The organism is Streptomyces lacaronensis (assembly GCF_047337785.1).
Lineage (GTDB): Bacteria > Actinomycetota > Actinomycetes > Streptomycetales > Streptomycetaceae > Streptomyces > Streptomyces lycopersici.
Map to the genome: position 1 here is coordinate 10,424,466 of NZ_JBLHDK010000003.1, position 22,095 is coordinate 10,446,560.

Genomic DNA, 22,095 nt, shown 5'->3' on the forward strand with positions numbered 1-22,095 from the left:
CAGCCCGCCGTCATGGCGCACGCGAGACTCCAGGAGGGGCCGTGGACCTCGAATACACCCCTGATCAGCGGCGGTTGCGCGATGAGCTGCGCGCGTACTTCGCCGAACTGGTCCCCGATGACGCCTACGCCCGCTACGCCGACTCAGCCGGGCAGAAGCGGTTCTACCGCGAGACCATCCGCCGGCTCGGCACCGACGGCTGGCTGGGGGTGGGCTGGCCCGAGGAGTACGGCGGGCGCGGGCTCGGCCCGGTCGAGCAGTTCATCTTCTTCGACGAGGCGGCCCAGGCCGGGGTGCCGCTGCCGCTGATGGCGCTCAACACCGTCGGGCCCACCATCATGCGGTTCGGCACCGAGGAGCAGAAGGCGTACTTCCTGCCCAGGGTCCTCTCCGGCGAGATCGACTTCGCGATCGGCTACAGCGAGCCCGACGCCGGTACCGACCTCGCCTCCCTCAAGACCCGCGCGGTGCGCGACGGCGACACCACCTCCGGCTACTACACCGTCAACGGCCAGAAGACCTGGACCACCAACGGCGACACCGCCGACTGGGTGTGGCTCGCGGTCCGCACCGACCCCGACGCCAAACCCCACAAGGGCATCAGCATCCTGCTGGTTCCGACCGACGACCCCGGCTATTCCGCCACCCTCATCAAGACCCTCGCCTCCCACGACACCACCGCCAGCTACTACGAGAACATCCGCGTTCCGGCCACCCGCCGCGTCGGTGCCGAGAACGAGGGCTGGCGCATGATCACCACCCAGCTCAACTACGAGCGGGTCACCCTCGCCGCCCATGGCACCATGGCCATCCGCGCCCTGCGCGGTGTCCGGCAGTGGGCCGCCGACACCAAGCTCCCCGACGGCCGCCGGGTGATCGACCTGGGCTGGGTGCGCGCCCGGCTGGCCCGCACCCACGCCCGGCTGGACGCCATGAAGCTGCTCAACTGGCAGATGGTGGAGGCCCTCGAGCGCGAGGCCCTCACCCCGCAGGACGCCTCCGCCGTCAAGGTCTACGGCTCCGAGGCGCGCCGTGACGCCTATGCCTGGCTGATGGAGATCGTCGGGGCCGCCGGTCCGCTCAAGGAGGGCTCGGCGGGCGAGGTCCTCCACGGCGAGCTGGAGCGCGGCTACCGCAGCAGCGTCGTCTTCACCTTCGGCGGCGGCAACAACGAGGTCCAGCGGGAGATCATCTCCTGGATCGGGCTGGGGATGCCACGGGTGCGCCGCTGAGCCGCCGCACGGCGGCGCCGCCCATAAGGATCCCGGTCAGCCGCCGACGTACTCCGCGAGGTGCTCACCGGTGAGGGTGGACCGGGCGGCCACCAGGTCGGCCGGGGTGCCCTCGAAGACGACGCGGCCACCGTCGTGACCGGCGCCGGGGCCGAGGTCGACGATCCAGTCGGCGTGCGCCATGACGGCCTGGTGGTGCTCGATGACGATGACCGACTTGCCGGAGTCCACGAGGCGGTCCAGCAGCCCGAGCAGCTGCTCGACGTCGGCGAGGTGCAGCCCGGTGGTCGGCTCGTCGAGGACGTAGACCCCGCCCTTGTCGGCCATGTGCACGGCCAGCTTGAGCCGCTGCCGCTCGCCACCGGACAGCGTGGTGAGCGGCTGGCCGAGGGTGAGGTAGCCGAGTCCGACGTCCGTCATCCGCTGAAGGATCTTGTGGGCCGCCGGGGTGCGCGCCTCCCCGCTGCCGAAGAACTCCTCGGCCTCGGTCACCGGCATCGCCAGCACCTCGCTGATGTCACGGCCGCCCAGGTGGTACTCGAGCACCGAGGCGCTGAACCGCTTGCCCTCGCAGTCCTCGCAGGCGGTGGCCACGCTCTGCATGATCGCCAGGTCCGTGTAGATGACACCGGCGCCGTTGCAGGTGGGGCAGGCGCCCTCGGAGTTGGCGCTGAACAGCGCCGGCTTGACGCCGTTGGCCTTCGCGAACGCCTTGCGGATCGGGTCCAGCAGCCCGGTGTACGTGGCCGGGTTGCTCCGGCGTGAGCCGCGGATCGGGGTCTGGTCCACCGAGACCACACCCTCCGGGGCCGGGATGGAGCCGTGGACGAGCGAGCTCTTGCCGGAGCCCGCGACGCCGGTGATGACGCAGAGCACCCCGAGCGGGATGTCGACGTCGACGTCGCGCAGGTTGTTCGCGGACGCGCCGCGGATCTCCAGTTGCCCCGTGGCCTTGCGGACCGTCTCCTTGAGCGTGGCCCGGTCGTCGAGATGGCGGCCGGTGACGCCGTCGCTCGCCCGCAGCCCCTCGACGGTGCCCTCGAAGCACACGGTGCCGCCCGCCGTGCCGGCGCCGGGGCCGAGGTCCACGACATGGTCGGCGATGGCGATCGTCTCCGGCTTGTGCTCCACCACGAGCACGGTGTTGCCCTTGTCCCGCAGCCGCAGCAGCAGGTTGTTCATCCGCTGGATGTCGTGCGGGTGCAGACCGATGGTGGGCTCGTCGAAGACGTAGGTGACATCGGTGAGCGAGGAGCCGAGGTGGCGGATCATCTTGGTGCGCTGCGCCTCGCCACCGGAGAGCGTGCCCGAGGCCCGGTCGAGCGAGAGATAGCCGAGGCCGATCTCCACGAACGAGTCCAGGGTGTGCTGGAGCTTGGTGAGCAGCGGCGTCACCGACGGCTCCGCCAGCCCGCGGACCCAGCCGGCCAGGTCACGGATCTCCATCGCGCACGCGTCGGCGATGTTGACCTTGCCGATCTTCGAGGATCGGGCCAGCTCGCTGAGCCGGGTGCCGTCGCACTCGGGACACTCGGCGAAGGTGACCGCCCGGTCCACGAAGGCCCGGATGTGCGGCTGCATCGACTCCCGGTCCTTGGACAGGAAGGTCTTCTGGAGCTTCGGGATCAGCCCCTCGTAGGTGAGGTTGACCCCGTTGATCTTCACCTTGGTCGGCTCGCGGTAGAGGAAGTCGTGCCGCTCCTTCTTGGTGTACTCGCGGATCGGCTTGCCCTTGTCGAAGAAGCCCGACTCGGAGATGACCCGCACCACCCAGCCGTCCCCGGTGTAGGTGGGAATGGTGAACGGGTCCTCGGAGAGCGACTTGGAGTCGTCGTACAGCTGGGTGAGGTCGATGTCGGAGACCGTGCCCCGGCCCTCGCAGTGGGTGCACATGCCGCCGGTGCGGCTGAAGCTCACCTTCTCGGTCTTCGTCTTCTCGGCCCCGCGGTCGACCGTGAAGCCACCGGTCGCCGAGACCGAGGCCACGTTGAAGGAGTACGCGGCGGGCGGGCCGATGTGCGGTGTGCCGAGCCGGCTGAAGAGGATGCGCAGCATCGCGTTGGCGTCGGTGGCGGTGCCCACGGTGGAGCGGGGGTCGGAGCCCATCCGCTGCTGGTCGACCGTGATGGCGGTGGTCAGCCCGTCGAGCACATCGACCTCGGGGCGCGCCAGGTTCGGCATGAAGCCCTGGAGGAAGGCGCTGTAGGTCTCGTTGATCAGCCGCTGTGACTCGGCGGCGATGGTGTCGAACACCAGCGAGCTCTTGCCCGAGCCCGACACGCCCGTGAACACCGTGAGCCGGCGCTTCGGGATCTCGATGCTGACGTCCTTGAGGTTGTTCTCACGCGCGCCGTGCACCCGGATCAGATCGTGGCTGTCGGCGGCGTGGGGTTCAGGCGACCCCGTGTCCGTGTCCGTGGCCCTGCTCATGGTGTCTCCATCTGTCTGTTCGGGCGGGGGTCGCCCGCGCGGCCCCCGCCGGTGTCGCCCGAATCGACCTGACCGGCTTCGAACAATACGTCCGATTCGCAGGTCATGGCTGTGTCCGCGGTACGGCTCAGGGCAGCTCGCCGATGCGGATCATGTTGCCCGCGGGGTCGCGGTCGGTGCCGCAGACGCTAGCCATGCCCCCGTGACCGGGGCTTCTTCGTTCCTGACCGGTTTCCCTCCTGACCGGTTTCCCTCCTGACCGGTTTCCCTCCTGATCGGTTTCCCTCCTGATCGGTTCCCGCTGTGGGAAACTGAGCCGGTGAAACGGCAGGATCTCGATGACCTGGTCCGGCTGCGGCGGGCCCGCGACCGGATGGACCGCGACTACGCCGAGCCGCTCGACGTCCCGGCGCTGGCGCGGGGCGCCCTGATGTCGCCGGGCCATTTCTCGCGCAGCTTCCGCGCCGCCTTCGGCGAGACCCCGTACGGCTATCTGATGACCCGCCGTATCGAGCGGGCCAAGGCGCTGCTGCGGCGCGGCGACCTCACGGTGACCGAGGTCTGCATCGCGGTCGGCTGTACCTCGCTGGGGTCGTTCAGCTCGCGCTTCACACAGCTGGTCGGCGAGAGCCCGAGCAGCTACCGGGCCCGCAGCCATGCCCACGGCGCCGCCATCCCGGCGTGCATGGCCAAGATCCACACGCGACCGGTCAGGAATGGAGAAGCGGGCCCCGCCGCCCGGCCGTAGCGTGAGCGGCATGGACATCACCCTTTCCACATGCTTCATCGCCGTCGACGACCACGACAAGGCGATCGCCTTCTACCGCGATGTGCTCGGCCTCGAGGTGCGCAACGACGTCGGGTTCGAGGGGATGCGCTGGGTGACGGTCGGGTCGCCCTCGCAGCCGGACGTGAGCATCGTCCTGGAGCCGCCCCTGGCCGACCCGAACGCCTCTCCGGCCGACAGACAGACCATGGCGGAGCTGTTGGCCAAGGGCCTGCTGCGCGGCGTCCTCTTCGCCACGGACGACTGCGACGCCACCTTCGAGCGCATCAGCACGGCGGGCGGCGAGGTGCTGCAGGAGCCCATGGACCAGCCCTACGGCGTCCGCGACTGCGCCTTCCGCGACCCCGCCGGCAATCTGCTGCGCTTCACCCAGCCGCTCAAGAAGTGACGCCAGGCGGTCCCGCCCCGGGCTGACGCCTGGGCCTGTCCGGGCGCATCTTGACGCCTGCGGCGGGCCACGCGGCGGAGCCGCATATCGGTGCTTCCCCCTACCCGCCCCTTCCCTCAACTGGGGCTCCGCCCCAGATCCCGCTCCGCAATCGCCGGAGGGGCTGGAAGACGCGGCTCCGCCGCGTGGTCCGCCGGACACTCCGTAGGCTGGCCGTCGGGAGGTGGTGGCCATGGCGGCGGCCATACGGCGGGGCGGATCGGACGGCGACCCGGGGCTCTACGGCCCGCGGTCGGTCACCTGGCAGATGCACGGCGACCCGGTGATGTGGATCGCGGGCGTGCGAGCCCTGTACCTCCAGGCGCTGCATCCGCTCGCGGTGCGCGGCGTCACCCAGAACTCCGACTTCCGCAAGGACGCCTGGGGACGGCTGCTGCGCACCGCGCGGTTCGTCGCCACCATCACCTACGGCACCACCGAGGCGGCCGAGCGGGCGGGCGCCAAGGTCCGGGGCATTCACCGCAGGCTCTCCCTGACCGACCCGGCCACCGGGGCCCGGCACGGCGTCGACGAGCCCGAGCTGCTGCTGTGGGTGCACTGCGCCGAGATCGACTCCTACCTCCATGTGATGCGGCGCTCCGGCTATCCGCTCACCGACGCCCAGGCCGACGCCTATGTCGCCGAGAACGTGGTGTCCGCCCGGCTGGTCGGCCTCGACCCCGCCGACGTACCGGCCGATACGGCGGCGCTCGCCGCGTACTTCGCGACGGTGCGCCCCGAACTCGCCGCCACCCCCGAGGCCCGCGAGGTGGACGCCTTTCTGCGGCGGCCCCCGGTCCATGCCCTGCTCGTCCCGGCGCGCGAGGTGATCTGGGGGCGCTTCGCCTCGCTCGCCTACGGGACCCTGCCCCCGTACGCCCACGCACTGTACGGGCGCCCCGCGCCCCCGCCACGGGTGGTCACCCGCAGGCTGCGGGCGATGGGCAGGGCGCTGCGCTGCATCCCGCCCAAGGCCCGCTGGCAGCTGCCGCCGAAGCACATCATGCGGGCGGTCGAACGGCTCGGCCCGGGCAGCCGCCCCTCGCCCTACAAACTGCGCAGAAACGCGGCCATACCGGACGGCGGGGATCCGACGGGGGCACGGCCGTTCGAGGCCGGTCTCCACGGGGGCGGCGGGAGCTGACTTCCGCCAAGGCGGGGGGAGCATGGCGGACACCAAGCTGATCCAGGGCCGGTACCGGCTGCTGGACCGGATCGGGCGCGGGGGATGGGCGAGGTGTGGCGGGCGCGGCACGAGTCGCTCGGCCGCCGCGTCGCCGTCACATGCCTCAAACCGCCGGGGTCGCGGCACGACCCCTCGTTCACCGGTGTGGTGCGCGAGCGCTTCCGCCGGGAGGCGCGGGTGGCCGCGGCGCCGCAGCACCGCGGGGTCACGGTGGTGCATGACTTCGGCGAGCACGAGGGCGTGCTGTACCTGGTCATGGAACTGCTGGAGGGCCGTGACCTCGGCCGGCTGCCGGGCGACGACGCGCGGGCCGCTGCCGGTCCCCGAGGTGCTGGACATCGCCGAGCAGGTGGCCGAGGCCCTCGCCTACACCCGATCCGGAGACCCTGCGCGCCCGGCACGGCCTCGGCGTCGGCGTGGGGCGGCTGGGCCGCGGGGAGGAGGCGCTCGCCGAGGCGCGGGAGGTCTGCGCCCTGCGCGAGCGCGTCCTGGGCCCGGACCACCCCGACACCCTGGTCAGCCGCGGCGACGAGGCGCACTGCCTGGAGCGGCTGGGCCGCCGCGAAGAGGCGGCCGGGACGGCTGAAACGGCCGGGACAAGTGAGACAACTGAGACAGCCGAGACGGCGGGGCGGCGGACACGGCCGAGCTGATCTCCGGCGGCGGAGGCGATCCCCTGGCGGCCGAGGTGGCCCCCGAGCGGCCTGGCCCCGGCGATCACCGCGTGCTAACCAGAGGGCATGTCTCACAGCGATGCGTACGACATCGTCATCGTCGGCGGTGGTCACAACGGTCTGGTCGCCGCCGCGTACCTCGCCCGCGCCGGGCGGAGCGTGCTGGTGCTCGAGCGCCTCGGCCACACCGGTGGCGCGGCCGTGTCCACCCGGCCCTATCCCGGGGTGGACGCACGGCTGTCCCGCTACTCCTACCTGGTCAGCCTGTTGCCGCGGCGGATCGTCGACGACCTCGGACTGCGCTTCGCGGTGCGCAAAAGGGCGGTGTCCTCGTACACGCCCGACGTCCGGGACGGGCGCCCCACCGGGCTGCTGGTGGACACCGCCGCCACGGGCCGGACGCGTGCCGCGTTCGAGCGGCTGACCGGGTCGGAGCGGGAGTACGAGTCCTGGGAGCGGTTCTACGGCATGACCCAGCGCGTCGCCGAGCGGGTCTTCCCCACGCTGACCGAGCCGCTGCCCACCCGGGAGGAGCTGCGGGCGCGGATCGGGGACGAGGCGGCGTGGCAGGCGCTGTTCGAGCGGCCGCTGGGGGAGGCGATCGAGGCCGCGTTCGACGACGATCTCGTCCGGGGTGTGGTCCTCACCGACGCGCTCATCGGCACTTTCACCCGGGCCCACGACCCGTCGCTGCGTCAGAACCGCTGCTTCCTGTACCACGTGATCGGCGGCGGCACCGGCGACTGGGACGTCCCCGTCGGCGGCATGGGCGCGCTCACCGACGCCCTCGCCGACGCCGCCCGCGCGGCGGGCGCGCGGATCGCGACCGGGCGCGAGGTCATGTCGATCGCCACCGACGGCACCTCGGCGGAGGTGCGGTACGAGGGCGAGGCGGGGGAGGGCACCGCGGCCGCCCGGTACGTACTCGTCGGGGCGGCGCCGCGCGAGCTGGCCCGGCTGCTGGGCGAGGAGCCGCCCGCCCCGCCCGCCGAAGGGGCACAGCTCAAGGTGAACATGCTGCTGCGCAGGCTGCCCGCGCTGCGCGACCGCGCGGTGGACCCGCGCGAGGCGTTCTCCGGGACGTTCCACATCGCCGAGGGCTACGGCGCGCTGGAGGAGGCGTACCGCCAGGCGGCCGCGGGGGAGCTGCCCCACCGGCCTCCGTCGGAGATCTACTGCCACTCGCTGACCGACCCGTCGATCCTCGGCCCGGAGCTCGCCCGCGAGGGCTATCAGACCCTGACCCTGTTCGGACTGCACACCCCCGCCCGGCTGTTCACCGAGGACAACGACGCGGCGCGCACCGCGCTGCTGCGCGCCACCCTCGCGGAGCTGGACGCCCATCTGGCCGAGCCGATCACCGACTGTCTGGCGCGGGACGCCGACGGCCGGCCCTGCGTCGAGGCCAGGACCCCGCTGGACCTGGACGCCGACCTGCGGCTGCCCGGCGGCAACATCTTCCATCGGGACCTGGCCTTCCCGTACGCCCAGGAGGGCACCGGCCGCTGGGGCGTGGAGACGCGCCACGCCAATGTGCTGCTCTGCGGCGCGGGCGCGGTGCGCGGCGGCGGGGTGAGCGGGATCCCCGGGCACAACGCGGCCATGGCGGTGCTGGAGAAGTGACCCCCGGGAGCCCTCCGGAGGCCCCGGGGGCGGTTTTCTCGCTCTGAATCTGACGTAGCGTCAGAAAAACTCTTCCTTCGTCCGGCGCCCTGCGGCATCCTGCCGACCATGCAGACGGAGCTGAGCACAAGGCTGGGTATCGAGCACGCCGTCTTCGGGTTCACGCCGTTCCCCGCCGTGGCCGCGGCGATCAGCCGGGCCGGCGGCTTCGGTGTGCTCGGCGCGGTCCGCTACGGCGCGGGCGAGGAGCTGGCCCGCGACCTCGACTGGATGGAGGCGCACACCGACGGCAGACCGTACGGCCTGGACGTCGTCATGCCCGCGAAGAAGGTGGAGGGCGTCACCGAGGCCGATATCGAGGCGATGATCCCCGAAGGCCACCGCGCCTTCGTCCGGGAGACCCTCGCCAAGCACGGCGTCCCCGAGCTGGCCGAGGGCGAGGCGTCCGGCTGGCGGATCACCGGCTGGCTCGAGCAGGTGGCCCGCAGCCAGCTCGACGTGGCCTTCGACTACCCCGTGAAACTCCTGGCCAACGCCCTGGGCTCACCTCCGGCCGATGTCGTGGCCCGCGCCCATGACCACGGCATCCTCGTGGCCGCCCTCGCGGGCAGCGCCCGCCACGCCCTCCACCACAAGGAGGCCGGGCTGGATGTCATCGTCGCCCAGGGCTATGAGGCGGGCGGCCACACCGGCGAGATCGCCTCCATGGTGCTCACCCCCGAGGTGGTGCGGGCCGTGGACCCGCTGCCGGTACTCGCAGCGGGCGGCATCGGCAGCGGTGAGCAGATCGCCGCCGGGCTGGCGCTGGGCGCCCAGGGCGTGTGGATCGGTTCCCTCTGGCTCACCACCGAGGAGGCCGAACTCCATTCGGCGGCCCTCACCCGCAAGCTGCTGGCGGCCGGATCCGGGGACACCGTGCGCTCCCGCGCCCTCACCGGCAAACCCGCCCGCCAGCTGCGCACCGAGTGGACCGACGCCTGGGAGGACCCGGACGGCCCGGGCCCGCTGCCCATGCCGCTCCAGGGGCTGCTGGTGGCCGAGGCCGTCTCGCGCATCCAGAAGTACGAGGTGGAACCGCTGCTCGGGACGCCGGTCGGCCAGATCGTCGGCCGGATGGACTCCGTCCGCCCGGTGCAGGCGGTCTTCGACGAGCTGACCCGCGGCTTCGAGCGCGCCATCGACCGCGTCAACCGCGTCGCCGGACGCGCCTGACCGCGCCCGCCCCCGCACACCACCGCCCACCCCCGTCCGTCAACCCCCGTTCGACATTCCCCCGACCCCGCCGTCAGAAGGAGGACCGGACCGCCATGTCCCCTACACCCAACGGCTTCTGGGCCCAGGCCGCGCTCGAGCCCGACCGCATCGTGCTCATCGCCCCGGACGGCGAGGAGTGGACCGCCGGGCGGCTGCACAGCGCGTGCAACCGGCTCGTCGCCGGGCTGCGTGCCGCCGGGCTGCGCCGCGGCGACGCCCTGGCGGTCGTCCTGCCCAACGGGGTGGAGTTCTTCGTCGCCGCGCTCGCCGCCACCCAGGCCGGGCTCTATCTGGTGCCGGTCAACCACCATCTGGTCGGCCCCGAGATCGCCTGGATCGTCTCCGACTCCGGCGCCAAGGTGCTGATCGCGCATGAGCGTTACGGCGGGCAGGCGGCAGCGGCCGCCGACGAGGCCGGGTTGCCCGCGACCCACCGCTACGCCGTCGGCGCCATCGACGGATTCCGCCCGTACGCCGAGCTCCTCGAGGGCCAGCCGGAGGAACCGCCCGCCGACCGCGAGCTGGGCTGGGTGATGAACTACACCTCCGGCACCACGGGCCGGCCGCGCGGAATCCGCCGTGCGCTGACCGGAAAGCTCCCCGAGGAGAGCCACCTCGGCGGCTTCCTGCGGTTCTTCGGCATCACCCCGCGCGCCGAGGAGCCGGACCACGTCCATCTGGTGTGCTCACCGCTGTACCACACCGCCGTCCTGCAGTTCGCGAGCTCCTCGCTGCACATCGGCCATCCCCTGGTGCTGATGGACAAGTGGACGCCCCAGGAGATGCTGCGCCTGATCGACACCTACCGCTGTACGCACACCCATATGGTGCCGACCCAGTTCCACCGGCTGCTCGCCCTCCCCGACGAGGTCAAGCGGTCCTACGACGTCTCGTCGATGCGCCACGCCATCCACGGCGCCGCGCCCTGCCCCGACCACGTCAAGCGCGGGATGATCGACTGGTGGGGCGGCTGTGTCGAGGAGTACTACGCGGCCAGCGAGGGCGGCGGCGCCTTCGCCACCGCCGAGGACTGGCTGAAGAAACCGGGAACCGTCGGCCGCCCCTGGCCCATCAGCGAGATCGCCATCTTCGACGACGAGGGCACCCGGCTCCCGGCCGGTGAACTCGGCACCGTCTACATGAAGATGAGCACCGGGGGCTTCGCCTACCACAAGGACAAGTCCAAGACCGAGAAGAACCGCATCGGCGACTTCTTCACCGTCGGCGACCTCGGTCTCCTGGACGAGGACGGCTATCTCTACCTCCGCGATCGCAAGATCGACCTGATCATCTCCGGCGGGGTCAACATCTATCCCGCCGAGATCGAGGCCGCGCTGCTCACCCATCCGGCCGTGGCCGACGCCGCCGCCTTCGGAATCCCCCACGAGGACTGGGGCGAGCAGGTCATCGCGGTCGTGGAGCCCGCCGAGGGGCATGCGCCGGGGCCCGGTCTGGCCGAGGAGATCCTCGCCCACTGCACCACCCGGCTCGCGGGCTACAAATGCCCCAAGTCGGTGGAGTTCATCGCCGAGATGCCACGCGACCCCAACGGCAAGCTCTACAAGCGGCGGCTGCGCGAGCCGTACTGGGAGGGTGCGGTCGACGCTGGTCAGACCCCACATTGAGCGTGGGGTTGTCAACTTAATGTCGGTCGCGCTATATAACTATGCATAGGGCATCGCACACAGCGCGAACGAAAAGGAGTGATCTGTGATGCTCATGCGCACCGACGCCTTCCGGGAACTCGACCGGCTGTCCCAGCAACTGCTCGGCACCGCCGTACGGCCGGCCGCCATGCCGATGGACGCCTACCGCGCGGACGACGAGTTCGTCGTCCACTTCGATCTCCCGGGCATCGATCCGGACACCATCGACCTCGATGTCGAGCGCAATGTGCTGACCGTCCGCGCCGAGCGGCGCTCCCCGGCCCCCGAGGGCGCCGAGATGATCGCCTCGGAGCGCCCCTCCGGCCTCCACACCCGTCAGCTCATCCTCGGGGACACCCTCGACACCGAGCGGATCGACGCCTCGTACGACGCCGGGGTCCTCACCCTGCGCCTGCCGGTCTCGGAGAAGGCCAAGCCGCGCAAGATCAAGGTCAGCGACGGGGCGGGCACCCCCCGCCAGCTGACCGCCTGACGCACCTCCCACCACCCCTTCACGAGAAAGGCGCCCTCACACCCATGTTCCAGCAGCGTCGCCCGGGGCGGCAGCAGCCCGGTATGACGTACGACGAGCTGATCGAGGCGGTGCGGTACGACGGCCTCTACCCCACCCGGGAAAGGGCCGAGGAGGTCACCCGCACCGTGCTGGCCGCCCTGGGACGCCAGCTCACCGGTGAGGAGCGGGTCGCCCTCGCCGCGGCGCTGCCCCGGAGGGCGGCGCGGGTGCTCGCCGCCGAGATCCCAGGCCCCGACCGGCTGACCGGCTGGGGATTCGTCAAGGACATCGCCGCTCACATCCCCGAATCGACCCCGGCGACCGCCCGTTGGGACGCCGGATCGGTGCTGGGGATCATCGGGCGGGCGGCGGGCCCGCAGCTGCTGCGCCGCATCCTCGGCCAGCTCCCCGAGGGCTATGCCCTGCTGTTCGGCCAGGCCGAGCTGGCCCGGCCGCCACAGCCCGCCTGATCCGGCCGACGCTCACGGTGCCGGTTCCGCTTCCCGCGGGACCGGCCCTGTGGCGCGCTCGCGGTGCGGCGCCCTATCGTTCCAGAACCCGCCGGACGCCACCGGGGCCGCCCGGACGACGCCGAGGTGCCGCCCGGACGGCGCCTCGGGTCACCCCGGGCCGTCCCGACGACGACGCGGGGCCGCCCGTACCGCCGAGAGAGGAACCTCGCCCCGTGCGACCGCATCCGTCCCCGCGTCATGCGCTGATCGCCGTGCTGGCCGCCGCCGTGCTGGCCACCGGGGCCACCGCCGCCGTCGCCGCACCGGCCGCACCGGCCGGCCCGGCCCGCGTCCAGCACGGCACTCTGTGGCCGCTGGTCGACCTGTCCGCGCAGCGGGTGCTGGTGGCCGACGAGGTCGCCGCCGCGAAGTGGGGCACGGACAGCCCGATCGACGATCCGGCGCGGGAGCGGGAGGTGCTGGAGGCGGTGGCGCGGCAGGCCGAGGAACTGGGCGCCGACCCGGTGGCCACATCGCGGATTTTCCGCGACCAGATCGAGGCCGGCAAGGCCGTCCAGCGCGGCCTCTACAGCCGCTGGGACGCCGACCCCTCACAGGTGCCCACCGAACGCCCCGACCTCGACCGGGTCCGGCTGGAGATCAACCGGATCAACGGCGAACTCGTGCGCGCCATCGCGGACTCGGCGGCCGTGCGCGAGTCCCGCTCCTGCGTGGGACACCTCACGGCGGGGACCGCCGCCGTGGTCCACGGGCGGCATCTGGACCCGCTGCACACCGTGGCGCTGGGCCGCTCGCTGCCCTCGGTGTGCGAGCGCGGAGCGCCGTAAGGCGGCGGTCAGGGCACGGGGCGGTCGTTGAGGACGCGCTGGAAGAGCAGATGGTCCCGCCAGGCCCCGGCGATGTGCAGATAGTCCGGCGCCATGCCGATCCGGGTGAATCCGCAGCCCAGCAGGGTGCGTTGGGACGGGACGTTCTCCACCAGTGTGCTGGCCTCGATCCGGTGCAGCCCGAGCCGCTCATCGGCCGTCCGGCAGACGGACCGGACGGCCAGGGTGGCCAGCCCGCGGCCGACGTGCCCGGCGTCGATCCAGTAGCCGAGATGGGCGTTGCGCCAGGGCCCGAGGACGATATGCGACAGCGTGACCGCGCCCAGGATCCGCTCGCCGCCGGCCAGCACCCAGGGCACCAGCCGGCCCGACTGCCACTGCTCCAGCTGGTCCCGCAGCCGGACGGCCTGGCCGTCGGCGGTGAAGAAGCTCTCGTCCCGCCGTGGACTGGAGGGGCGCAGATGCTCAAGGTTGCGCGTGAACGCGTCCGCGAGCGCCTCGGCGTCGTCCTCGACGGCGATCCGCATCGTGATCCCGTCGGCGAGAGGTACAGGAGGAAGGCTGTCCGTTACGGGAGTCGCAGGAGTCACAGGCGGAAGGGTCACCCGGTCAGCCTAGCCGCCGCGGCGGTTCATCCACCGTGTGCGGCGCCCTGGTCCGCTCCCTCCGCCACCGCCCGCGCCCAGCGGTAGTCCGCCTTGCCGCTGGGGGAGCGCTGGATGCGGTCGGTGAAGACGACCGTACGGGGGATCTTGTAGCCCGCGAGCCGCTCCCGGCAGTGGTCGCGGACGGCGTCGGCGGTGAGTCCGGACGCCTCCGTACGGGGCTGGACGACGGCCGCGACGCGATGGCCCCAGCGGGTGTCCGGCACGCCCGCCACCAGCGCGTCGTACACATCCGGATGGGCCTTCAGGGCCTGTTCGACCTCCTCCGGATAGACCTTCTCGCCCCCGGTGTTGATGCACTGGGAACCGCGCCCGAGGACGGTGATCACACCGTTCTCGTCGACGGTCGCCATGTCGCCGAGCAGCACCCAGCGCTCCCCGTGCGCCTCGAAGAACGTCTCGGCGGTCTTCTTGGGGTCGTTGTAGTAGCCGAGCGGCACATGGCCGCGCTGGGCGATCCGGCCGGGCTCACCGGGTGCCACCGGGGCGAGGGTCGCCGGATCCACCACCGTCGTACGGGCGTTGACGCGTAGCCGGAAGCCCTTCTCGGGGCCGGAGTCGTCGGTGGCCGTGCCGTTGAACCCGGACTCCGAGGAGCCGAAGTTGTTCAGCAGCAAAGTGTGCGGGGAGAGCTCGGCGAATTGGGCGCGTACGGTCTCCGAGAGGATCGCGCCCGAGCTGCTGACGCTGAGCAGCGAGGAGAGATCGGTGCCCTTGAGGGGGCCGGTCAGGGCGTCCACCAGGGGCCGCAGCATCGCGTCGCCGACCAGCGAGGCCGCGGTGACCTTCTCCTTCTCGATCGTCCTCAGTACAGCCTCCGGCATGAACTTACGGTGCAACACCACCTTCTGACCGAAGTTGAACGCGATGAAGGCCGTAAGCGTGGAGGTTCCGTGCATCAGCGGCGGGGTGGGGAAGAAGACCAGCCCCTCGCCTCCCGCGGCCACCCGCTCGGCCAGCTCCTCCGGGCGCTCGACGGGCTGGCCGGTCGGGGCGCCGCCGCCGAGACCGGAGAAGAAGAGGTCCTCCTGCCGCCAGACCACGCCCTTGGGCATCCCGGTGGTGCCGCCGGTGTAGATGATGAAGCGGTCGTCGGCGGACCGGGCCGGGAAGCCGCGCTCGGGCGACCCGGACGCCTCGGCGTCGGTGAACGCCACGGACGCACCGGGGCCGTCGCCGGTGCCGACCCGCACCAGATGGCGCAGGGTGCCGGTGTGGGGCAGCGCGGCGGCCACCCGTTCGCCGAACTCGGCGTCGTAGACCAGCGCGGCCAACTCCGCGTCCCGGTAGAGGTAGGCCAACTCGTCTTCGACGTAGCGGTAGTTGACGTTCACCGGCACCGCCCGGATCTTCAGGCAGGCCAGCGCGGTCTGGAGGTACTCCACGCCGTTGCACAGATGCAGTCCGACATGTTCGCCCGGGGCGATACCGCTGTCCATCAGATGGTGGCCGAGCCGGTTGGCGGCCGCGTCCAGCTGGGCGTAGCTGAGCCGTCGCTCGGCCCCGGTGCCGGGCTGGTCGAGGTACACCAGCGCCTCTCTGCCGGGCACCGTGTCGACGATCGACTCGAACAGGTCGGCAAGGTTGTACTCCACGACTCCTCCTGACCCCTCGATACCCCTCGTTCCGGCGGCTCGGCGCTCATTAGAGCCGCGCCGGGATGAGGTGGGAAGGGTTGCGGAACAAGAAATCTGACTGAGCATCAGATTTCTCTTGAAGTCGGCCCCCGGCTGCTGCAACCTGTTCTAGGTCTCGAGACGGGAGGACGTCGTGACAAGCGGGACCGAACACCTCATCGTCGAGCGCGTCGGCGCGACCCTGGTGCTCACCTTGAACCGGCCCGAGGCCAGGAACGCGCTCTCGCTGCCGATGCTGGTCGGGCTGTACGACGGCTGGACCGAGGCCGACGAGGACGACGCCGTGCGCTCCGTGGTGCTCACCGGCGCCGGCGGGGCCTTCTGCGCGGGAATGGACCTCAAGGCGCTCGCGGGCGGCGGCCGGATGGACGGACAGCATGTCCGCGACCGCCTCGCGGCCGACCCCGATCTGCACTGGAAAGCCATGCTCCGCCACCATCGGCCGCGCAAGCCGGTGATCGCCGCCGTCGAGGGCCCCTGTGTCGCGGGCGGCACCGAGATCCTCCAGGGCACCGACATCCGGGTCGCGGGCCGCGGCGCCACCTTCGGGCTCTTCGAGGTCCGGCGCGGGCTGTTCCCCATTGGCGGCTCCACCGTACGGCTGGCCCGCCAACTGCCCCGCACCCACGCCCTGGAGATGCTGCTCACCGGGCGCCCCTATCCGGCCGAGGAGGCGGCGCGGATCGGGCTGATCGGCCATGTCGTCCCGGACGGCACGGCGCTGGAGAAGGCCCTGGAGCTCGCCGAGCTCATCAACGCCAACGGTCCGCTGGCCGTCGAGGCGGTCAAGGCGTCGGTCTACGAGACCGCCGAGATGACCGAGACCGACGGCCTGAAGTCCGAACTGGAGCGCGGCTGGCCCATCTTCGACACCGCCGACGCCAAGGAGGGCTCGAAAGCCTTCGCGGAGAAACGGCCGCCGGTCTACCGCCGGGCGTGACCCCCACACCTCAGGCCCGCCGCACCCACCCCGCGGCCGCGCGGAAGGAGACGCACCCCCATGACCCCGGCCCCCTCACCCGAGGTGCTCCAGGCACCTCTGGTCGTCGAGTTCCCGTTCACCCGCTCCCTCGGCCCGGTGCAGAGCGCCTTCCTCACTGGACTGCGGACACGCACCGTGCTGGGGGTGCGCACCACCGACGGCCGGGTGCTGGTGCCGCCCGTCGAATACGACCCGGTCACCGCCGATGAGCTGTCCGACCTCGTCGAGGTCGCCCCCACCGGCACCGTCACCACCTGGGCCTGGAACCCCTCGCCGCGCCGCGGCCAGCCTCTGAGCGCCCCCTTCGCCTGGGTGCTGGTGCGGCTGGACGGCGCGGACACCGCCCTCCTCCACGCGCTCGACGCACCCGGCCCCGACGCCGTGCGCACCGGGATGCGGGTGCGGATCCGCTGGGCCGCGGAGCGCGAGGGCGCCATCACCGACATCGCCTGCTTCGAACCGTACGACGGCGCCGAGGGCGGCGAAGCCGTGCCGCACGGGGGTACGTTCACCGACCCCGTCAGCGGCATCGTGGCCCCCGCCCGCCTCGACTACACCTACGCGCCCGGCCGCGCCCAGTCGCGCTATCTGAAGGCCCTCGCGGGCCGCACCACCTACGGGGAGCGCTGCCCGTCCTGCCGCAAGGTGTACGTCCCGCCCCGGGGCGCCTGCCCCACCTGCGGCGTCGCCACCGAAGAGCAGGTGGAGGTCGGCCCGCGCGGCACGGTCACCACCTTCTGCATCGTCAACATCAAGGCCCGCAACCTCGATATCGAGGTGCCCTACGTCTACGCCCACATCGCCCTGGACGGCGCCGATCTGGCCCTCCACGCACGCATCGGCGGCATCCCCTACGACAAGGTGCGCATGGGGCTGCGCGTGGAGCCCGTATGGAGCGAGGACGGCCGCTACCCCGACCACTACCGCCCCACCGGCGAACCCGACGCCGACTACGACACCTACAAGGAGCTGTTGTAGATGCGAGAGGTGGCCATCGTCGCCTTCGGCCAGAGCGACCACCGGCGCGACACCGCGGAGATCTCCGAGGTCGAGATGCTGATGCCCGTCCTCCACCAGGTGCTCGGCGCCGTCGGACTCCGGGCGGGCGAGATCGACTTCACCTGCTCCGGCTCCTGTGACTATCTGGCGGGCCGCGCCTTCTCCTTCACCATGGCCCTCGACGGCGTCGGCGCCTGGCCGCCCATCTCGGAGTCCCATGTGGAGATGGACGGCGCCTGGGCGCTGTACGAGGCATGGACGCGGCTGCTGACCGGGGAGGCGGATACCGCGCTCGTCTACTCGTACGGCAAGTCCTCGCCCGGCGATCTGCGGGAGGTCCTCACCCGCCAGCTCGACCCGTACTACGTGGCGCCCCTGTGGCCGGACTCGGTCTCCCTCGCCGCCCTCCAGGCCCAGGCGCTGCTCGACGCGGAGGACACAGGGGACACCGTCGCCGACGAGCGGGCGCTGGCCGGGGTCGCGGCCCGCAGCCGGACCGCCGCCGAGGACAACCCCCATGCCCAGCTCGCCGGTTCACCCCCGCCCGACGCACTCCTGGACGAGCCGTATCTGGTGCGGCCGCTGCGCCGCCACGACTGCCCGCCGGTCGGCGACGGGGCGGCCGCCGTCGTGCTCGCCGCCGGGGACACCGCGCGCCGGCTCTGCCGCCGCCCCGCCTGGATCCGCGGCATGGACCACCGGATGGAGGCGCACGGCCTCGGCGTACGGGACCTCACCCGCTCCCCGTCCAGCCGGCTCGCCGCCGAGCGCGCGGGCGCCTTCGAGACCCCCGTCGACCTGGCCGAGCTGCATGCGCCGTTCACCTCACAGGAGCTGATCCTCCGCCGTGAGCTGCGGCTGGGGGAGGACGTACGCGTCAATCCGTCCGGCGGGGCGCTCGCCGCCAACCCCATGATGGCCGCCGGGCTGATCCGCCTCGGCGAGGCCGCCGCCGCCATCCACCGCGGCGCCGCCGACCGGGCCCTCGCCCACGCCACCTCGGGCCCTTGTCTCCAGCAGAACCTGGTGGCCGTCCTGGAAGGGGATGCCTCATGACGAAGGAGCCGGTGGCCGTCGTCGGGATCGGCCAGACCAAGCACACCGCCGCACGCCGGGACGTATCCATCGCCGGGCTGGTCCGGGAGGCCGCCGTGCGGGCCCTGGAGGACGCCCAGCTGACCTGGGCGGACATCGACGCCGTCGTCATCGGCAAGGCCCCCGACTTCTTCGAGGGCGTGATGATGCCCGAGCTGTACCTCGCCGACGCGCTCGGCGCGGTCGGCAAGCCGATGCTGCGCGTGCACACCGCGGGCTCGGTCGGCGGCTCCACCGCGCTGGTGGCCGCTGGCCTGGTCGCCGCCCGTGTCCACCGAACCGTCCTCACCCTCGCCTTCGAGAAGCAGTCGGAGTCCAACGCCATGTGGGGGCTGTCCCTGCCCATCCCCTTCCAGCAGCCGCTGCTGGCCGGGGCGGGCGGATTCTTCGCCCCGCACGTCCGGGCGTATATGCGGCGCACCGGCGCGCCCTCCGGCACCGGCGCCCTCGTGGCCTACAAGGACCGCCGCAACGCCCTGCGCAACCCTTACGCGCATCTCCACGAGCACGATCTGACGCTGGACCAGGTGCGGTCGTCCCCGATGCTGTGGGACCCCATCCGCTACTCCGAGACCTGCCCCTCCTCGGACGGCGCCTGCGCCATGGTGCTCACCGACCGCGCGGGCGCGGACCGCGCCCCGTATCCGCCCGCCTGGATGCACGGCGGCGCCATGCGCAGTGAGCCGACGCTCTTCGCGGGGAAGGACTTCGTCTCGCCGAGGGCCGGCCGGGACTGCGCGGCCGATGTCTACCGCCAGGCCGGGATCACCGATCCGCGCCGGGAGATCGACGCGGTGGAGATGTATGTGCCTTTCAGCTGGTACGAACCCATGTGGCTGGAGAACCTGGGCTTCGCGGACGAGGGGGAGGGCTGGAAGCTCACCGAGTCGGGGGTGACCGAGCTCGACGGCGAACTTCCGGTCAATCCGTCGGGCGGGGTGCTGTCCACCAACCCCATCGGGGCGTCCGGCATGCTGCGGTTCGCCGAGGCCGCGCTCCAGGTGCGCGGGCGGGCGGGCGAACACCAGGTCGACGGCGCCCGTAAGGCGCTCGGCCACGCCTATGGGGGAGGCTCGCAGTTCTTCTCGATGTGGGTGGTCGCGGACACTTCACCCGCCGGGTGAGTCTCCTGCTCACTCCTCCTTTCGTGGCCTGTGCGGCACCGGCCACGATCGCTAGGGTGGGGCGCGGACGACGATGCGGGAGGAATGAGCTGACGTGGCCGATACCACCACCACCGAACAGCCACTGACAGGAAGCGGCGAGAAGCCCGAACTCGACCTCTCGGGCGCCCAGTGGCAGTCGAGCAGCCAGGGCGTGGGCGATGTGGAGATCGCCTTCATCGAGGGATTCATCGCGATGCGCCACGGCCGCCGCCCCGAGGGCCCGGCGCTGATCTTCACCCCGGCCGAGTGGCGCGCCTTCGTCCTGGGCGCGCGCGAGGGCGAGTTCGACCTCACCTGAACCGGGGAGGCTGATCGGGGCGGGCGGATCCGGCCGGACCGGATGGCCCGCCCCGTAGTGTGTTATCGGCCAGGATCAGAACGCGCAGCGGCCTGATGGGGCCTCATATCGCGGGGCGGGGGTCTCCGGGCCCATTTCCCGTGAGTTCATCGTGGCTTCATGACCCCCTCACACCTCATCCCGAAATGTGATCGTGACTCACGGTAACACCGGCAGGTCGCGCCGGGTCTCCATGGGCGGGAACAGAATCGTCCACGCTCTATGCAGTCCCGGCCCCGGGAGGTAGTTTTCCCTCCCACTCCCCGTTGTGCGGGGCGGAAAGTCGGCTGAAAAAGGGGTGTCGTGCGCGAATTCAGTCTCCCTCAGATGGTGGAACCACTGCGCGCGGGCGGACTCGCGGACTCGGTGTACGAGCTGGCGGTCCGCGAACCGGACAGGATCCAGCTCGCCCGGCGCGACGCCACCGACCGCGGCCGGTGGACTCCGGTGACCGCCGCGGCCTTCCGGGACGAGGTCCTGGCGCTGGCGAAGGGCCTGCTGGCCGAGGGAGTGCGGTTCGGGGACCGGGTGGCTCTGATGGCCCGGACGCGCTACGAGTGGACGCTGTTCAGCTACGCCCTGTGGTCCGTCGGCGCCCAGGTGGTGACCGTCTACCCCACCTCCTCGGCCGAACAGGTGGGCTGGATCCTGGCCCAGACGCGGGCCGTGGCCGTGGTGGTCGAGGGCGAGGACGACGCCATGACCGTCGGCGCCGTCTGCGACGGCCTTCCCGCGCTGCGCTCCATCTGGCAGATGGACCAGGGGTGCGTAACGGAGCTGTGGCGGCGCGGCGCCGGGGTCCACGACGAACTGGTCACCGAGCGGCGCTGGCTCGTCGAACCGCGCTCCACGGCGGTCATCTGCTACACCTCGGGCACCACCGGACGGCCCCTGGGATGCATGATCACCCACGCCAATCTCGCCGCCGAGTGCGACACCCTGTTCGCGGGCTGGAGCGGGCTCTTCGCCGAGCCAGGGCAGCGGCCCGCCATCCTCGCCTTCCTCCCGCTGGCGCACATCTACGGACTGATGGTCCAAGTGCTCTGTGTGCGCAGCGGCATCCTCATGGGGCACGAGCCCGAGCTCAGCCCGTCCTCGCTGCTGCCGTCCTTCCAGTCCTTCCACCCGACCTGCGTCTTCGCGGTGCCCTACATCTTCGAGCGGATCCTCGGGGCCGCCCGGACCGCCGCCCAGGACGCGGGCAAGGGCTCCCTCTTCGAGCGGGCCATGGACACGGCGGTGCGCTACGCCGCCGCGGTCGAGCAGCAGACACAGGGCGCGGGGAAGGGGCCGGGCCCCGGGCTCAGGGCCGCCCACGCCGTCTTCGACCACATGGTCTACCGGCGGCTGAGAGCCGTCCTGGGCGGCCGGGTGCGCTACGCGGTCACCGGCGGATCACCGTTCAGCCGGGAGCTGGGGCTGATGTTCGCCGGCGCCGGGATCACCGTCTACAACGGCTACGGCCTTACCGAGACCACCGCCGCCGTCACCGCGCAGCCGCCCGGCCGCCCCCGGCACGGCACCGTGGGCCGCCCGATGCCGGGTACGGCGGTGCGCATCGCGCCGGACGGCGAGGTATGGGTGCGCGGCGGGACCGTCTTCGCGGGCTATGTGGACGATCCGAAGGCCACCGGTGCCGCGCTGGCGGACGGCTGGCTGCGCACCGGAGACGTCGGATTCCTCGACGGGGAGGGCTATCTGACCATCACCGGCCGTAAGAAGGACATCATCATCACCAGTGGCGGCAAGAGCGTCTCCCCGCTGCTGCTGGAGGAGCGCCTGCGGGCGCATCCGCTGATCTCGCAGTGCGTCCTGGTGGGCGACAACCGCCCCTTCGTCGGGGCGCTGATCACCCTGGACGCCGAGATGCTGAGGCGCTGGCACCAGGTGGTCGGCGCGCGGCTCCCGGTCGGCCGGGAGCACGCGTCGGCGAACACGGCGCTGCGCGCGGAGATCCAGCAGGCGGTCTCCACGGCGAACCTCTCGGTGTCCAGGGCGGAGTCGATCAGGGCCTTCCGCATCCTCCCGAAGGAATTCACCGCGGAGGACGGACTGTTGACGCCCTCGCTCAAACTGCGGCGCGACGCGGTCTACAAGCTCTGCGCCGCGCAGATCGAGCAGCTCTACGCGAACTGAGCGAT

The 22,095-nt window shown here is 71.8% G+C and carries 19 protein-coding genes and 2 pseudogenes; 18 read left to right on the plus strand and 3 right to left on the minus strand.

Translation table 11 applies throughout. The features are described from left to right. Window positions 1–41: 41 nt before the first annotated feature. Window positions 42–1,232 (plus strand): acyl-CoA dehydrogenase family protein, encoded by a 1,191-nt coding sequence (locus ACMTAK_RS45205; protein WP_413811533.1) that lies wholly within the window; start codon window positions 42–44, stop codon window positions 1,230–1,232. Between the two features lie 36 nt (window positions 1,233–1,268). Here the strand turns inward: ACMTAK_RS45205 and ACMTAK_RS45210 are convergent, their stop codons facing one another. Continuing rightward, a complete protein-coding gene (locus ACMTAK_RS45210) occupies window positions 1,269–3,662 on the minus strand; it encodes an ATP-binding cassette domain-containing protein (protein WP_413811534.1) in 2,394 nt (797 codons plus the stop codon). 319 nt (window positions 3,663–3,981) lie between these two features. Here ACMTAK_RS45210 and ACMTAK_RS45215 point away from each other — a divergent pair, with 319 nt between their 5' ends. The 11 genes and pseudogenes from ACMTAK_RS45215 to ACMTAK_RS45265 all read left to right on the plus strand — a co-directional run bounded on the left by ACMTAK_RS45215 (window position 3,982) and on the right by ACMTAK_RS45265 (window position 13,073). Beyond that, window positions 3,982–4,410: a helix-turn-helix transcriptional regulator gene (locus ACMTAK_RS45215; RefSeq protein ID WP_413811535.1), complete on the plus strand. Its 429-nt coding sequence runs from the start codon at window positions 3,982–3,984 to the stop codon at window positions 4,408–4,410. Window positions 4,411–4,420: 10 nt separating this feature from the next. Continuing rightward, window positions 4,421–4,837: a VOC family protein gene (locus ACMTAK_RS45220; RefSeq protein WP_210950036.1), complete on the plus strand. Its 417-nt coding sequence runs from the start codon at window positions 4,421–4,423 to the stop codon at window positions 4,835–4,837. A gap of 232 nt (window positions 4,838–5,069) precedes the next feature. Next, the gene (locus ACMTAK_RS45225; protein ID WP_413811536.1) at window positions 5,070–6,020 is read left to right on the plus strand and encodes an oxygenase MpaB family protein; all 951 of its coding nucleotides are present in this window, start codon (window positions 5,070–5,072) and stop codon (window positions 6,018–6,020) included. A 22-nt stretch (window positions 6,021–6,042) separates the two neighbouring features. Beyond that, window positions 6,043–6,435, plus strand: a pseudogene (locus ACMTAK_RS45230) (protein kinase domain-containing protein); the annotation flags it as partial. Between the two features lies 1 nt (window position 6,436). Continuing rightward, window positions 6,437–6,715, plus strand: a pseudogene (locus ACMTAK_RS45235) (tetratricopeptide repeat protein); the annotation flags it as partial. 87 nt (window positions 6,716–6,802) lie between these two features. Next, complete coding sequence (locus ACMTAK_RS45240) at window positions 6,803–8,359, plus strand: phytoene desaturase family protein (RefSeq protein WP_413811537.1); 1,557 nt, start codon at window positions 6,803–6,805, stop codon at window positions 8,357–8,359. Between the two features lie 108 nt (window positions 8,360–8,467). Continuing rightward, entirely contained in the window at window positions 8,468–9,571 is a 1,104-nt protein-coding gene (locus ACMTAK_RS45245) for an NAD(P)H-dependent flavin oxidoreductase (protein WP_413811538.1), read from the plus strand. 95 nt (window positions 9,572–9,666) lie between these two features. Further along, the gene (locus ACMTAK_RS45250) at window positions 9,667–11,238 is read left to right on the plus strand and encodes an acyl-CoA synthetase (protein ID WP_413811539.1); all 1,572 of its coding nucleotides are present in this window, start codon (window positions 9,667–9,669) and stop codon (window positions 11,236–11,238) included. An 88-nt stretch (window positions 11,239–11,326) separates the two neighbouring features. After that, entirely contained in the window at window positions 11,327–11,752 is a 426-nt protein-coding gene (locus ACMTAK_RS45255; protein ID WP_138912416.1) for an Hsp20/alpha crystallin family protein, read from the plus strand. Between the two features lie 44 nt (window positions 11,753–11,796). Next, on the plus strand, window positions 11,797–12,243 hold the full coding sequence (locus tag ACMTAK_RS45260) for a DUF2267 domain-containing protein (protein WP_413811540.1): 447 nt from the start codon (window positions 11,797–11,799) through the stop codon (window positions 12,241–12,243). Between the two features lie 215 nt (window positions 12,244–12,458). Continuing rightward, entirely contained in the window at window positions 12,459–13,073 is a 615-nt protein-coding gene (locus ACMTAK_RS45265; RefSeq protein WP_413811541.1) for a chorismate mutase, read from the plus strand. A gap of 8 nt (window positions 13,074–13,081) precedes the next feature. On the opposite strand, the gene ACMTAK_RS45270 is transcribed toward ACMTAK_RS45265, so the two are convergent. Both ACMTAK_RS45270 and ACMTAK_RS45275 read right to left on the minus strand, forming a co-directional pair. Further along, on the minus strand, window positions 13,082–13,600 hold the full coding sequence (locus tag ACMTAK_RS45270; protein ID WP_413811542.1) for a GNAT family N-acetyltransferase: 519 nt from the start codon (window positions 13,598–13,600) through the stop codon (window positions 13,082–13,084). Between the two features lie 104 nt (window positions 13,601–13,704). Further along, on the minus strand, window positions 13,705–15,333 hold the full coding sequence (locus ACMTAK_RS45275) for an acyl-CoA synthetase (RefSeq protein WP_413811543.1): 1,629 nt from the start codon (window positions 15,331–15,333) through the stop codon (window positions 13,705–13,707). Between the two features lie 175 nt (window positions 15,334–15,508). Here ACMTAK_RS45275 and ACMTAK_RS45280 point away from each other — a divergent pair, with 175 nt between their 5' ends. The 6 genes from ACMTAK_RS45280 (at window position 15,509) to ACMTAK_RS45305 (ending at window position 22,090) form a co-directional block, all read left to right on the plus strand. Next, on the plus strand, window positions 15,509–16,315 hold the full coding sequence (locus tag ACMTAK_RS45280; protein ID WP_044579239.1) for a crotonase/enoyl-CoA hydratase family protein: 807 nt from the start codon (window positions 15,509–15,511) through the stop codon (window positions 16,313–16,315). A gap of 60 nt (window positions 16,316–16,375) precedes the next feature. Further along, window positions 16,376–17,335, plus strand: coding sequence for a Zn-ribbon domain-containing OB-fold protein (locus tag ACMTAK_RS45285; RefSeq protein WP_413811544.1), 960 nt, complete (start codon window positions 16,376–16,378; stop codon window positions 17,333–17,335). Continuing rightward, window positions 17,336–18,412, plus strand: coding sequence for a thiolase domain-containing protein (locus ACMTAK_RS45290; protein ID WP_413811545.1), 1,077 nt, complete (start codon window positions 17,336–17,338; stop codon window positions 18,410–18,412). After that, complete coding sequence (locus ACMTAK_RS45295; protein WP_413811546.1) at window positions 18,409–19,575, plus strand: thiolase domain-containing protein; 1,167 nt, start codon at window positions 18,409–18,411, stop codon at window positions 19,573–19,575. Before ACMTAK_RS45290 ends, ACMTAK_RS45295 begins: the two co-directional genes overlap by 4 nt. 94 nt (window positions 19,576–19,669) lie before the next feature. Next, window positions 19,670–19,915 (plus strand): DUF397 domain-containing protein, encoded by a 246-nt coding sequence (locus ACMTAK_RS45300; protein ID WP_020873530.1) that lies wholly within the window; start codon window positions 19,670–19,672, stop codon window positions 19,913–19,915. A 342-nt stretch (window positions 19,916–20,257) separates the two neighbouring features. Further along, window positions 20,258–22,090, plus strand: a complete 1,833-nt coding sequence (locus tag ACMTAK_RS45305; protein WP_413811547.1) for an AMP-dependent synthetase/ligase — start codon at window positions 20,258–20,260, stop codon at window positions 22,088–22,090. The last annotated feature ends 5 nt before the right edge of the window (window positions 22,091–22,095 follow it).

Bases quoted from the DNA above. Each gene is read 5' to 3' on its own strand.
- ACMTAK_RS45210 (WP_413811534.1), bottom strand. From the start codon at position 3,662: ATGAGCAGGGCCACGGACACGGACACGGGGTCGCCTGAACCCCACGCC.
- ACMTAK_RS45220 (WP_210950036.1), top strand. From the start codon at position 4,421: ATGGACATCACCCTTTCCACATGCTTCATCGCCGTCGACGACCACGAC.
- ACMTAK_RS45225 (WP_413811536.1), top strand. From the start codon at position 5,070: ATGGCGGCGGCCATACGGCGGGGCGGATCGGACGGCGACCCGGGGCTC.
- ACMTAK_RS45240 (WP_413811537.1), top strand. From the start codon at position 6,803: ATGTCTCACAGCGATGCGTACGACATCGTCATCGTCGGCGGTGGTCAC.
- ACMTAK_RS45245 (WP_413811538.1), top strand. From the start codon at position 8,468: ATGCAGACGGAGCTGAGCACAAGGCTGGGTATCGAGCACGCCGTCTTC.
- ACMTAK_RS45250 (WP_413811539.1), top strand. From the start codon at position 9,667: ATGTCCCCTACACCCAACGGCTTCTGGGCCCAGGCCGCGCTCGAGCCC.
- ACMTAK_RS45255 (WP_138912416.1), top strand. From the start codon at position 11,327: ATGCTCATGCGCACCGACGCCTTCCGGGAACTCGACCGGCTGTCCCAG.
- ACMTAK_RS45260 (WP_413811540.1), top strand. From the start codon at position 11,797: ATGTTCCAGCAGCGTCGCCCGGGGCGGCAGCAGCCCGGTATGACGTAC.
- ACMTAK_RS45270 (WP_413811542.1), bottom strand. From the start codon at position 13,600: ATGCGGATCGCCGTCGAGGACGACGCCGAGGCGCTCGCGGACGCGTTC.
- ACMTAK_RS45285 (WP_413811544.1), top strand. From the start codon at position 16,376: ATGACCCCGGCCCCCTCACCCGAGGTGCTCCAGGCACCTCTGGTCGTC.
- ACMTAK_RS45290 (WP_413811545.1), top strand. From the start codon at position 17,336: ATGCGAGAGGTGGCCATCGTCGCCTTCGGCCAGAGCGACCACCGGCGC.
- ACMTAK_RS45295 (WP_413811546.1), top strand. From the start codon at position 18,409: ATGACGAAGGAGCCGGTGGCCGTCGTCGGGATCGGCCAGACCAAGCAC.